Source organism: Streptomyces sp. NPDC030798, assembly GCF_055572275.1.
On the sequence record NZ_JBVIDR010000001.1, the window covers coordinates 840,596 to 853,314 of the forward strand.

The following is a 12,719-nucleotide window of genomic DNA, read 5'->3' on the forward strand; positions in this document are numbered from 1 at the left end:
TGCCGAGGCACATTCATGAACTGGGACGACACGACCGACGGCGCCGCCGAGGAGCGGCTCGTCGGCCCCGCCGCCGACCGGGAGGACCAGGCCGTCGAGGCCGCCCTGCGCCCCAAGGACCTCGGCGAGTTCATCGGCCAGGAGAAGGTCCGCGAACAGCTCGACCTCGTCCTGCGCGCCGCCCGCGCGCGCGGCGCCACCGCCGACCACGTCCTGCTCTCCGGCGCGCCCGGCCTCGGCAAGACCACCCTGTCGATGATCATCGCGGCCGAGATGGGCGCCCCCATCCGGATCACGTCCGGCCCCGCCATCCAGCACGCCGGCGACCTCGCCGCGATCCTCTCCTCCCTCCAGGAGGGCGAGGTGCTCTTCCTCGACGAGATCCACCGCATGTCCCGGCCCGCCGAGGAGATGCTGTACATGGCGATGGAGGACTTCCGCGTCGACGTCATCGTCGGCAAGGGCCCCGGCGCCACCGCCATCCCGCTGGAGCTGCCCCCGTTCACCCTGGTCGGCGCCACCACGCGCGCGGGCCTGCTGCCGCCCCCGCTGCGCGACCGCTTCGGCTTCACCGCGCACATGGAGTTCTACGAGCCGCACGAGCTGGAGCGGGTCGTGCACCGCTCGGCGAACCTTTTGGACGTCGAGATCGAGCCGGACGGCGCCGCCGAGATCGCCGGCCGCTCCCGCGGCACGCCCCGCATCGCCAACCGCCTGCTGCGCCGCGTCCGCGACTACGCGCAGGTCAAGGCGGACGGCCTGATCACCCGCGAGATCGCCGCGGCCGCCCTCGCGGTGTACGAGGTCGACGCGCGCGGCCTCGACCGCCTGGACCGGGGCGTCCTGGAGGCCCTGCTGAAGCTGTTCGGCGGCGGACCGGTCGGCCTGTCCACGCTCGCCGTCGCGGTGGGGGAGGAGCGGGAGACCGTCGAGGAGGTCGCCGAGCCGTTCCTGGTCCGCGAGGGCTTGCTGGCCCGCACCCCGAGGGGCCGCGTCGCCACGCCCGCGGCCTGGGCGCACCTCGGTCTGACCCCGCCCCGCCCGTCCGCGGCGGCCGGCGGACAGCAGGACCTGTTCGGGGCGTGATCCTTTTGTGACGGCGCGGGGATTGGCCGGGTCAGGAACCCAGGTGCCATGCTGAGCGTTGTTCCATGCGCGTGGACTCGCTTAGACTCCGCCGATGCCGCCTTTGCGGGCGGCGCCGACCCACCCCCATCCAACAGGCCGCTCACCGCGCGGTCGCGCGAAGGAAATTCCGTCCCGTGAATGCCTTTACCCTTCTCCCCTTCATCGTGCTCATCGCGGCCATGTTCCTGATGACGCGCTCGGCCAAGAAGAAGCAGCAGCAGGCTGCCAACATGCGGAACGAGATGCAGCCCGGCTCCGGTGTCCGCACGATCGGGGGGATGTACGCGACGGTCAAGGAGGTCAGCGAGGACACCGTCCTCCTCGACGCCGGACCGGGCGTCGAGCTCCTCTTCGCCAAGAACGCGATCGGCGCCGTCCTCACCGACGACGAGTACAACCGCATCGTCCACGGCATCGAGCACGACCTGAAGTCCGACGCCGACCTCGTCCCGGACGACGCCTCCTCCCTCACCGAGACCGACGCGGCCGACGAGCCTGCCGCCGCTGCCGCCGCCTCCGACGACCAGGCCGTCGACCTCGGTAAGAAGGACGCCGCCGAGGACAAGGCCGACAAGGCCGAAGAGACCGACGCGGCCCCGGCCGCCGAGGCCAAGGCGGAGGACGAGCCGAAGAAGACCGACGGCGACGCCGACGCGAAGTAGTCACGTCCCGGGGTGCGGTGCGCGGCCCGCCCGCGCACCCCGCACCCCGGGCGCGTCTGTTTCCGCACGGCAGCCCGACACCATGTCATGGCCGACCGCGCCGACCGGGCGCGGGGCGGCCCGAGAGGGAGTACGAGAAGGTGGCAGCACCTAAGAGGGGCCGGAGCGCGAGCGCCCAGAGTAAGCCAGGGCGCTCGCTGGCCCTCATCCTGATCGCCATCGTGGCGCTCGCCGGGGGAATGTTCGCCTCCGGAAACACCACTCCGCGTCTCGGCATCGACCTTGCCGGTGGTACGAGCATCACGCTCAAGGCGAAGGCCGACCAGGGGTCGGCGATCAACAAGGCCAACATGGACACCGCGGTCGACATCATGAACCGCCGTGTCAACGGCCTGGGCGTCTCCGAGGCGGAGGTGCAGACCCAGGGGAACGACCACATCATCGTCAACATCCCCAAGGGCACCAACTCCAAGGAGGCCCAGCAGCAGGTCGGCACCACCGCCAAGCTGTACTTCCGCCCGGTCCTCACCAGCGAGCCCAGCACCGGCGCCTCGCCGAGCCCCGCGCCGAGTGCCTCCTCCAGCGGCAGCGGCTCGCCGAGCCCGTCGAGCAGCGCCTCCGGCAAGCAGAAGGCCTCCTCGCCGACCTCCGCGTCGCCGACCGCCACCGCCACCTCGCAGGGCCGCGCCGTCACCGACGCGCTGAAGGCCGACACCACGCCGTCGTCCTCGGCCTCCCCGAGCGCGTCGTCCTCCCCGAGCGCGTCGTCGTCCTCGGACGCCAAGTCCTCCGCGAGCCCGTCCGCGTCGCCGTCCGCCGGCAATGCCGAGACCGCACGGCTCCAGGCGCAGTACGCCGCGCTGGACTGCACCAAGCCCGCCGCGCGGGCGAAGGCCGGCTCCGGCACCAAGCCCAGCGATCCCATCGTGGCCTGCGGCGAGATCGACAAGGTCTGGTACAAGTACATCCTCGGCCCGGCAGCCGTGGACGGCACCGAGGTCAAGAAGGCCGCCGCGGTCTTCGACACCCAGGGCGCCTCCGGCTGGCAGGTCCAGATGACCTTCACCAACAGCGGCTCCAAGAAGTTCGCCGACATCACCGGCCGGCTGGCCAAGAACCAGCGCCCGCAGAACGAGTTCGGCATCGTCCTGGACGGCGAGGTCGTCTCCAGCCCGTTCGTGCAGCAGGCCATCACCGGCGGCCAGGCCGAGATCTCCGGCAGCTTCACCCAGCAGGAGGCCCAGAGCCTCGCGAACATGCTGTCGTACGGCGCCCTGCCGCTCTCCTTCAAGGAGGAGACCGTCACCACGGTGACCGCCGCGCTCGGCGGTGAGCAGCTGCACGCCGGTCTGCTCGCCGGCGCCATCGGCCTCGCGCTGGTCGTGATCTACCTGGTGGTCTACTACCGCGGCCTGTCGATCGTCGCCATGGCCTCGCTGCTGGTCTCCGCGATCCTCACCTACGTGATCATGTCGCTGCTCGGCCCGGCCATCGGCTTCGCGCTGAACCTGCCGGCCGTCTGCGGTGCCATCGTCGCCATCGGTATCACGGCGGACTCGTTCATCGTGTACTTCGAACGCATCCGGGACGAGATCCGGGAGGGCCGCTCCCTCAGGCCGGCCGTCGAGCGGGCCTGGCCGCGCGCCCGGCGCACCATCCTGGTCTCCGACTTCGTGTCCTTCCTCGCCGCTGCCGTGCTGTTCATCGTCACCGTCGGCAAGGTCCAGGGCTTCGCGTTCACGCTGGGTCTGACCACCGTGCTCGACGTGGTCGTCGTCTTCCTCTTCACCAAGCCGCTCATGACGCTCCTCGCCCGCCGCCCGTTCTTCGCGAACGGCCACAAGTGGTCCGGTCTCGACCCGAAGGGCCTGGGCGCCAAGCCGCCGCTGCGCCGTACCCGCCGTCCCGCCGGTCCTGCCGCCGGCCCCGTCGACCCGAAGGAGGCGTGAGATGTCCAAACTCGGCAACCTCGGCGCCCGGCTGCACCGCGGCGAGATCTCCTACGACTTCGTCGGCAAGCGCAGGATCTGGTACGGCGTCTCGATCCTGATCACCATCACGGCCATCGTCGGCCTGGCGGTGCGCGGCCTGAACATGGGCATCGAGTTCCAGGGCGGTGCGGTCTTCACCACCCCGACGCACATGAGCACCACGGTGGCGAAGGCGGAGGAGTACGCCCAGGAGGCCTCCGGCCACGAGGCGATCGTGCAGAAGCTCGGCAACGGCAGCCTGCGCATCCAGATCGCCGGCATCGACACCGACAAGTCCGACCAGATCAAGCAGGCCCTGGCCAAGGACCTGAACCTCAACCCGGAGAAGCTGGCCGCCGACCTGGTCGGCCCGAGCTGGGGTGAGCAGATCGCCAACAAGGCCTGGCAGGGCCTCGGCATCTTCATGGTGCTCGTGGTGATCTACCTGGCGATCGCCTTCGAGTGGCGCATGGCCGTCGCGGCCCTCGTCGCGCTGATCCACGACATCACCATCACCACCGGTATCTACGCCCTTGTCGGCTTCGAGGTCACGCCCGGTACGGTGATCGGTCTGCTGACCATCCTCGGTTACTCGCTCTACGACACGGTCGTCGTCTTCGACAGCCTCAAGGAGCAGACGAAGGACATCACCAAGCAGACCCGCTTCACCTACAGCGACATCGCCAACCAGTCGATCAACGGCACGCTGGTCCGCTCCATCAACACCACCGTGGTCGCCCTGCTGCCGGTGGCGGGCCTGCTGTTCATCGGCGGCGGCTTCCTCGGCGCCGGCACGCTGAACGACATCTCGCTGTCACTGTTCGTCGGCCTCGCCGCCGGCGCCTACTCCTCGATCTTCATCGCCACCCCGCTCGTCGCCGACCTCAAGGAGCGCGAGCCGGCGATGCGGGCCCTGCGCAGGCGGGTCCTGGCCAAGCGCGCCCAGGCCGCCGCCGAGGAGGACCTCGGGGAGGCCCGCACGGGCGCCGGTGACGGGCCCGAGGACGCCGCGCCCGCTGTGGTGGGCCCGCGCAACCAGTCCGCGTCCCGCAGCCGGGGCCGCGGCCGACCCTCGGGGAAGCGTCGATGACCGACATCCGGGAGCTGCTGCTCAGCCGCATTCGGGACGTGCCCGACTACCCGGAGCAGGGCGTGATGTTCAAGGACATCACGCCGCTGCTCGCGGACCCGGCGGCGTTCACGGCCCTGACCGACGCGCTGGCCGAGATCGCGACGAACACGGGGGCGACCAAGGTCGTGGGCCTGGAGGCCCGTGGCTTCATCCTGGGCGCCCCGGTCGCCGTCCGCGCGGGCCTGGGCTTCATCCCGGTCCGCAAAGCGGGCAAGCTCCCCGGCGCGACGCTGCGCCAGGCGTACGACCTGGAGTACGGCTCGGCGGAGATCGAGGTGCACGCGGAGGACCTGGTCACCGGTGACCGGGTGCTGATCGTGGACGACGTCCTCGCCACCGGCGGCACCGCGGAAGCGGCGATCCACCTCATCCAGCGGGCCGGCGCGGAGGTCTCCGCCCTCGCCGTCCTCATGGAGCTCGGTTTCCTCGACGGCCGTGCCCGGCTGGAGCCGGCCCTGAACGGGGCGCCGCTGGAGGCCCTCCTCCAGGTCTGAACCCAGGTGGGCCCAAGAGGCGGGCCCGAGGTCTGCGCTCCGGGCCCGAGCCCGACCGATCCCGGCCCCGACGGCCGCCCCGGCACCTGCCGGGGCGGCCGTCGCGCGGTTCTCCCACGTGTGCCGGCCGCACGTCGCGCGATTCCCGGCCCCCACGAGCCGGGCCTGGAATCCCCCGCCGGTCCCTCGTGTTTCACCGGTAGACGGTCCTCACATCCGCCTGAAGGCGATGACCGGGCGCAGGATCGCTACCATGGGGTCTCCGGAGCCTGACCGGGGGACCCGGATCGCGCACGAGGAGTCCTCTTGCCAGACGAGGCCCAGCACCTGACCGCCGCCAAGCCCGAGCCCGCCTCGGCCCCGGCGGCCAAGTCCGCGCCGAACGCGTCCACCGCGAGCAACGCGAAGAACGACGCCCGCGGGACGGTCGAGCACGCCCAGTCCGCGCCCGTCGAGAAGGCGGCCGAGGCCGCGCGACCCAAGCCGGCCCCTCCCGTGCGCGCCGCCGCCGGCCAGCCCGCCCGCTCCGCCTCCTCCAACCGCGTCCGCGCCCGCCTCGCCCGGCTCGGGGTGCAGCGCGCGAACCCGTACAACCCCGTTCTGGAGCCGCTGCTGCGGATAGTGCGCAGCAACGACCCCAAGATCGAGAACTCCACGCTGCGCCAGATCGAGCGCGCCTACCAGGTCGCCGAGCGCTGGCACCGCGGCCAGAAGCGCAAGAGCGGCGACCCGTACATCACGCACCCCCTCGCCGTGACCACCATCCTCGCCGAGCTGGGCATGGACCCGGCCACGCTCATGGCAGGCCTGTTGCACGACACGGTCGAGGACACCGAGTACGGCCTGGACGACCTGCGCCGCGACTTCGGGGACGTCGTCGCCCTGCTCGTCGACGGTGTGACCAAGCTGGACAAGGTCAAGTTCGGCGAGGCCGCGCAGGCCGAGACCGTGCGCAAGATGGTCGTGGCCATGGCCAAGGACCCCCGCGTCCTGGTCATCAAGCTCGCCGACCGCCTGCACAACATGCGCACCATGCGCTACCTCAAGCGCGAGAAGCAGGAGAAGAAGGCGCGCGAGACCCTCGAGATCTACGCGCCGCTCGCCCACCGCCTGGGCATGAACACCATCAAGTGGGAACTGGAGGACCTCGCCTTCGCGATCCTCTACCCCAAGATGTACGACGAGATCGTACGGCTGGTGGCCGAGCGGGCGCCGAAGCGCGACGAGTACCTGGCCATAGTGACCGACGAGGTCCAGGCCGACCTGCGCGCCGCCCGCATCAAGGCGACCGTCACCGGCCGCCCGAAGCACTACTACAGCGTCTACCAGAAGATGATCGTCCGCGGCCGTGACTTCGCGGAGATCTACGACCTGGTGGGCATTCGTGTACTCGTCGACACGGTCCGCGACTGCTATGCCGCCCTCGGCACCGTGCACGCGCGATGGAACCCGGTCCCCGGCCGGTTCAAGGACTACATCGCGATGCCGAAGTTCAACATGTACCAGTCGCTGCACACGACGGTCATCGGCCCCAACGGCAAGCCGGTCGAGCTGCAGATCCGCACCTTCGACATGCACCGCCGCGCCGAGTACGGCATCGCCGCGCACTGGAAGTACAAGCAGGAGGCCGTCGCCGGCGCCTCCAAGGTCCGCACCGACGCCCCGAAGACGTCGGCGAAGGACAAGGACGCCATCAACGACATGGCGTGGCTCAGGCAGTTGCTGGACTGGCAGAAGGAGACCGAGGACCCCGGCGAGTTCCTGGAGTCCCTGCGCTTCGACCTGTCCCGCAACGAGGTCTTCGTCTTCACGCCCAAGGGCGACGTCATCGCGCTGCCCGCCGGTGCCACCCCCGTGGACTTCGCGTACGCCGTCCACACCGAGGTCGGTCACCGCACCATAGGAGCGCGGGTCAACGGCAGGCTCGTACCGCTGGAGTCCACCCTGGACAACGGCGACCTGGTGGAGGTCTTCACCTCCAAGGCACCGGGCGCGGGCCCCTCCCGGGACTGGCTCGGCTTCGTCAAGTCCCCGCGCGCCCGCAACAAGATCCGCGCCTGGTTCTCCAAGGAGCGCCGGGACGAGGCGATCGAGCAGGGCAAGGACGCCATCGTCCGCGCCATGCGCAAGCAGAACCTGCCGATCCAGCGCATCCTGACCGGCGACTCCCTGGTCACGCTCGCGCACGAGATGCGCTACTCCGACATCTCCGCGCTGTACGCGGCGATCGGGGAGGGCCATGTCTCCGCGCAGAACATCGTGCAGAAGCTGGTCCAGGCGCTCGGCGGCGAGGAGGCCGCCACCGAGGAGATCGACGAGACGGTCCCGCCGTCCCGCAGCCGCGGCCGCAAGCGCCGCTCCAGCGCCGACCCCGGCGTGGTCGTCAAGGGCGTCGACGACGTGTGGGTCAAGCTGGCCCGCTGCTGTACGCCCGTCCCCGGCGACCCGATCATCGGCTTCGTCACGCGCGGTAGCGGCGTATCGGTTCACCGCAGTGACTGCGTCAACGTCGAGTCACTGTCCCGCGAACCGGAGCGCATCCTCGACGTCGAGTGGGCACCCACCCAGTCCTCGGTCTTCCTGGTCGCCATCCAGGTCGAGGCGCTGGACCGCTCACGCCTGCTGTCGGACGTCACCCGCGTCCTGTCCGACCAGCACGTCAACATCCTCTCGGCGGCCGTCCAGACCTCCCGCGACCGCGTGGCCACCTCCCGCTTCACGTTCGAGATGGGCGACCCGAAGCACCTGGGCCACGTCCTGAAGGCGGTGCGGGGCGTGGAGGGCGTCTACGACGTCTACCGTGTGACCTCGGCGCGCAGCCGCTCGTAGCCGGAACACGGAAGAGGGCCCCACACGCCTGTGTGGGGCCCTCTCCCATGCACGGAAGGGGAATCAGCCGCCGAACTCCTGCAGGCCCTTCAGGGCCTGGTCCAGCAGTTCCTGGCGGCCCTCCAGGTCCTTCTCCAGCTTGTCCGCCCTGGCGCTGTTGCCCTGGGCGCGGGCCTGCTCGATCTGCGCCCGCAGCTTGTCCACGGCGGCCTGCAGCTGACCGGTGAGACCCTCGGCACGCGCGCGTGCCTCCGGGTTCGTCCGGCGCCACTCGGCCTCCTCGGCCTCCTGGATCGCCCGCTCGACCGCGTGCATCCGGCCCTCGACCTTCGGCCGCGCGTCCCGCGGGACGTGGCCGATGGCCTCCCAGCGCTCGTTGATCGAGCGGAACGCGGCCCGCGCCCCCTTCAGGTCCGTGATCGGCAGGAGCTTCTCGGCCTCCTCGGCCAGCTCCTCCTTCAGCTTCAGGTTCTCCGCCTGCTCGGCGTCCCGTTCGGCGAAGACCGAGCTGCGGGCGGCGAAGAAGACGTCCTGGGCGCCGCGGAAGCGGTTCCACAGATCGTCCTCGTGCTCGCGCTGCGCACGGCCCGCGGCCTTCCACTCCGCCATCAGCTCGCGGTAACGGGCCGCCGTCGGGCCCCAGTCCGTCGAACCGGACAGCGCCTCCGCCTCGGCGACCAGCCGCTCCTTGGTCCGGCGGGCGTCCTCGCGCTGCGCGTCGAGCTGCGCGAAGTGTGCCTTGCGGCGCTTGGAGAACGCCGACCGGGCGTGCGAGAAGCGGTGCCACAGCTCGTCGTCGGACTTGCGGTCCAGCCGCGGCAGCCCCTTCCAGGTGTCCACCAGTGCCCGCAGCCGCTCACCGGCGGCCCGCCACTGGTCGGACTGCGCCAGCTCCTCGGCCTCGGTGACCAGCGCCTCCTTGGCCTTGCGGGCCTCGTCGGACTGCCGGGCCCGCTGGGCCTTGCGCTCCTCGCGCCGGGTCTCGACCGTCTCCACGAGCTTGTCGAGGCGGGCCCGCAGCGCGTCCAGGTCGCCGACCGCGTGGTGCGCGTCCACCTGCTCGCGCAGGTGGTCGATCGCGGCCTGGGCGTCCTTCGCCGACAGATCGGTGGTCTGCACGCGCTTCTCGAGGAGGCCGATCTCGACAACCAGGCCTTCGTACTTGCGCTCGAAGTAGGCCAGCGCCTCCTCAGGGGAGCCGGCCGCCCAGGAACCGACGACCTGCTCGCCGTCGGCCGTACGCACGTACACGGTCCCCGTCTCGTCGACGCGGCCCCACGGGTCGCTGCTCACAGCGCCTCCTCCACATGATGCCTGCGGAGGGCTCAGCACCCCCGGGCATCGTCCACAGTTTCGTCACGGCCAACATAGGCGACCAGCGGGTTGCCTGTCCGCATCCAGCGCGGCCGAAATTCCGCAGTTGGCCGTCTCGGTCGTCAGGACTTGCTGACCGTCGCCTTGTTGATGACCACGGTCGCGTTGGGGGCGCCGTCACCGGCCCCCGTGTTCTCGCCCGCGGCCGCGATCTTGTCGAGCACCTTCAGGCCCGCCGCGTCGATCGTTCCGAACGGGGTGTAACTGGGCGGCAACGGGCTGTCCTTGTAGACGAGGAAGAACTGGCTGCCTCCCGTGTGCTTCTGCCCCGTGTTGGCCATGGCCACCGTGCCCGCCGGGTACTTGTTGCCCTTGAGGCTCTTGTCCTTGAGGTTCTCGTCCGGGAGCGTGTAGCCCGGCCCGCCGCTGCCGACGCCCGTCGGGTCGCCGCACTGCAGCACGTAGATACCGTTCGTGGTCAGGCGGTGGCACTTGGTGTGGTCGAAGTAGCCCTGGCCGGCGAGGAAGTTGAACGAGTTCACCGTGTGCGGCGCCGCCGACGTCTTCAGCGCGATGGCGATGTCACCGCACGTCGTCGCGAGCTTCATCGTGTACTTCGCCGACGTGTCGATCGTCATCGCCGGCTCCTTCTTCCAGCTCAGCTTCTTGACCGAGCCCTTGGCCGGCTTCGCGCACGGGTCCGGCGCCTTGCTGCTCGGGGTCGCGCTCGGCGTGACGTCGGCGCCGGCGTTCGTCTTCTTGTCGTCGTCGTTCTTCAGCACCCCGGTCGTGTACAGCGCCACGCTGCCGATCACGACCACGCCCAGCACCGACGCGATCACGGAGTTGCGCATGCGCGCCTTGCGGCGCGACTGGGTGCGCCGCTGCTGCTGCCGCAAGAACTTCTCCCGGGCGAGCTGACGCCGCCGCTGCTCCTGGCTGACCACCGGGTTCTCTCCTCATGCGTGTCGTGTGTCGACCGGTACGCGTGCGTCCTGTGAGCCGACATCCGCGTGTAGCCCCGTACCGTATATGGGTTCGCTGAGGAAACGGCAGCGCCGGTAGGCTCTGACTGCGGCTCCGGCCGCCCGTAATCGACACAACGAAGGACGATCGTGCTCATTGCCGGGTTCCCCGCCGGGGCCTGGGGGACGAACTGTTATCTCGTCGCCCCCGCCCCCGGTGAGGAGTGTGTGATCATCGACCCCGGCCACCAGGCCGCCGACGGCGTCGAGGAAGCACTGAGGAAGCATCGGCTGAGGCCCGTCGCCGTCGTCCTCACCCACGGCCACATCGACCACGTGGCCTCGGTCGTCCCCGTGTGCGGTGCGCACGACGTACCGGCCTGGATCCACCCCGAGGACCGGTACATGATGAGCGACCCCGAGAAGGGGCTCGGCCGGTCCATCGGCATGCCGCTGATGGGCGAGCTGACCGTGGGGGAGCCGGACGACGTCAGGGAGCTGACCGACGGCGCCACGCTCGACCTCGCGGGCCTGAAGTTCTCCGTCGCGCACGCGCCGGGCCATACCAAGGGGTCGGTGACCTTCCAGATGCCCGAGACCGCGGACATCCCGTCGGTCTTCTTCTCCGGGGATCTGCTGTTCGCCGGCTCCGTCGGACGCACCGATCTGCCGGGCGGATCCATGGAGGACATGTTCGAGTCGCTGGCCCGTGTGTGCCTGCCGCTCGACGACTCCACCGTGGTGCTGTCCGGCCACGGCCCCCAGACGACCATCGGCCAGGAGCGCGCCACCAACCCCTATCTGCGGCAGGTGGCGGCCGGCCAGGGCACCTTCCAGGCGCCCCGACGAGGAATGTGACGAGAGAGCTTTCGTGAGTACCTTCCAGGCACCCAAGGGCACCTACGACCTGATTCCGCCCCGTTCCGCGATCTTCCTCGCGGTGCGCGAGGCGATCGCGGCCCCCCTGCAGAGCTCCGGGTACGGCTATGTCGAGACGCCCGGCTTCGAGAACGTGGAGCTGTTCGCGCGCGGGGTCGGCGAGTCCACCGACATCGTGACCAAGGAGATGTACGCCTTCGAGACCAAGGGCGGCGACCGGCTCGCCCTGCGCCCCGAGGGCACCGCCTCCGTGCTGCGCGCCGCGCTGGAGGCCAACCTGCACCGCCAGGGCAACCTGCCGGTGAAGCTCTGGTACTCGGGCTCGTACTACCGCTACGAGCAGCCGCAGGCGGGCCGGTACCGCCACTTCTCCCAGGTCGGCGCCGAGGCGATCGGCGCGGAGGACCCGGCGCTGGACGCCGAGCTGATCATCCTGGCCGATCAGGCCTACCGCTCGCTGGGCCTGCAGAACTTCCGCATCCTGCTCAACAGCCTGGGCGACCGGGAGTGCCGGCCGGTCTACCGGGCCGCCCTCCAGGACTTCCTGCGCGGCCTGGACCTGGACGAGGACACGCTGCGCCGGGCGGAGATCAACCCGCTCCGCGTCCTGGACGACAAGCGCGAGTCGGTCCAGAAGCAGCTGACCGGCGCCCCGCTCCTGCGGGACTACCTCTGCGACGCCTGCAAGACGTACCACGAGGAGGTGCGTGAGCTGATCACCGCGGCGGGCGTGGCCTTCGAGGACGACCCGAAGCTGGTGCGCGGACTGGACTACTACACCCGCACCACCTTCGAGTTCGTGCACGACGGCCTGGGCTCCCAGTCCGCGGTGGGCGGCGGCGGACGCTACGACGGGCTGTCCGAGATGATCGGCGGCCCGGCGCTGCCGTCGGTCGGCTGGGCCCTCGGTGTGGACCGTACGGTGCTCGCCCTGGAGGCCGAGGGCGTCGAGCTGCCCATCCCGTCCTCGACCAGCGTCTACGCGGTGCCGCTCGGCGAGGAGGCCCGCCGTCTGCTGTTCGCCAAGGTCACCGAGTTGCGCAAGCTCGGCATCGCGGCGGACTTCTCCTACGGCGGCAAGGGGCTGAAGGGCGCCATGAAGAACGCCAACCGCAGCGGGGCCCGCTACGCCCTCGTCGCCGGCGAGCGCGACCTCGCCGAGGGCGTCGTCCAGCTCAAGGACATGGAGTCCGGCGAGCAGACACCGATCGGCGTGAACGAGATCGTGGCCGAGCTGGAGTCCCGCCTCGGCTAGGGCTCACCGAGAGGGCGCCGGGGGACGACCCTCGGCGCCCTCTCGACATCGAACTGCCGTACCGTCTCGCGACCGTCAACTCGGCGGATGC

Annotated in this window: 10 protein-coding genes; 8 read left to right on the top strand and 2 right to left on the bottom strand. The window is 70.5% G+C overall.

All coding sequences use genetic code 11. The features are described 5' to 3' along the window. Positions 1–15 precede the first annotated feature (15 nt). The 6 genes from ruvB (at position 16) to ACZ404_RS03955 (ending at position 8,215) form a co-directional block, all read left to right on the top strand. Complete coding sequence (gene ruvB / locus ACZ404_RS03930) at positions 16–1,086, top strand: Holliday junction branch migration DNA helicase RuvB (RefSeq protein ID WP_468435668.1); 1,071 nt, start codon at positions 16–18, stop codon at positions 1,084–1,086. 176 nt (positions 1,087–1,262) lie between these two features. Continuing rightward, on the top strand, positions 1,263–1,790 hold the full coding sequence (yajC, locus tag ACZ404_RS03935) for a preprotein translocase subunit YajC (RefSeq protein ID WP_468435669.1): 528 nt from the start codon (positions 1,263–1,265) through the stop codon (positions 1,788–1,790). Positions 1,791–1,930: 140 nt separating this feature from the next. Further along, positions 1,931–3,739 (top strand): protein translocase subunit SecD, encoded by a 1,809-nt coding sequence (gene secD / locus ACZ404_RS03940; protein WP_468435670.1) that lies wholly within the window; start codon positions 1,931–1,933, stop codon positions 3,737–3,739. A gap of 1 nt (position 3,740) precedes the next feature. Continuing rightward, complete coding sequence (secF, locus tag ACZ404_RS03945; protein ID WP_468435671.1) at positions 3,741–4,850, top strand: protein translocase subunit SecF; 1,110 nt, start codon at positions 3,741–3,743, stop codon at positions 4,848–4,850. Next, positions 4,847–5,386 carry an adenine phosphoribosyltransferase gene (locus tag ACZ404_RS03950; RefSeq protein WP_468435672.1) on the top strand — a complete coding sequence of 180 codons (540 nt, stop codon included), beginning with the start codon at positions 4,847–4,849 and terminating at the stop codon, positions 5,384–5,386. The genes secF and ACZ404_RS03950 overlap by 4 nt, the downstream gene beginning before the upstream one ends. A 306-nt stretch (positions 5,387–5,692) precedes the next feature. Then, complete coding sequence (locus ACZ404_RS03955; RefSeq protein WP_468435673.1) at positions 5,693–8,215, top strand: RelA/SpoT family protein; 2,523 nt, start codon at positions 5,693–5,695, stop codon at positions 8,213–8,215. A gap of 63 nt (positions 8,216–8,278) precedes the next feature. Here ACZ404_RS03955 and ACZ404_RS03960 read toward each other — a convergent pair whose 3' ends face one another. Then, positions 8,279–9,508 (bottom strand): DUF349 domain-containing protein, encoded by a 1,230-nt coding sequence (locus tag ACZ404_RS03960; RefSeq protein ID WP_468435674.1) that lies wholly within the window; start codon positions 9,506–9,508, stop codon positions 8,279–8,281. 143 nt (positions 9,509–9,651) lie between these two features. Further along, complete coding sequence (locus tag ACZ404_RS03965; RefSeq protein ID WP_468435675.1) at positions 9,652–10,476, bottom strand: peptidylprolyl isomerase; 825 nt, start codon at positions 10,474–10,476, stop codon at positions 9,652–9,654. Positions 10,477–10,644: 168 nt separating this feature from the next. Between ACZ404_RS03965 and ACZ404_RS03970 the strand changes: the two genes are divergently transcribed. Together ACZ404_RS03970 and hisS are read left to right on the top strand one after the other, a co-directional pair. After that, positions 10,645–11,352 (top strand): MBL fold metallo-hydrolase, encoded by a 708-nt coding sequence (locus tag ACZ404_RS03970; RefSeq protein ID WP_468435676.1) that lies wholly within the window; start codon positions 10,645–10,647, stop codon positions 11,350–11,352. Between the two features lie 13 nt (positions 11,353–11,365). Continuing rightward, the gene (gene hisS, locus ACZ404_RS03975) at positions 11,366–12,628 is read left to right on the top strand and encodes a histidine--tRNA ligase (RefSeq protein ID WP_468435677.1); all 1,263 of its coding nucleotides are present in this window, start codon (positions 11,366–11,368) and stop codon (positions 12,626–12,628) included. Positions 12,629–12,719: the final 91 nt, after the last annotated feature.

Excerpts from the sequence above, each read along its gene's own strand:
- ruvB (WP_468435668.1), top strand. The coding sequence starts at position 16 with ATGAACTGGGACGACACGACCGACGGCGCCGCCGAGGAGCGGCTCGTC.
- secF (WP_468435671.1), top strand. The coding sequence starts at position 3,741 with ATGTCCAAACTCGGCAACCTCGGCGCCCGGCTGCACCGCGGCGAGATC.
- ACZ404_RS03950 (WP_468435672.1), top strand. The coding sequence starts at position 4,847 with ATGACCGACATCCGGGAGCTGCTGCTCAGCCGCATTCGGGACGTGCCC.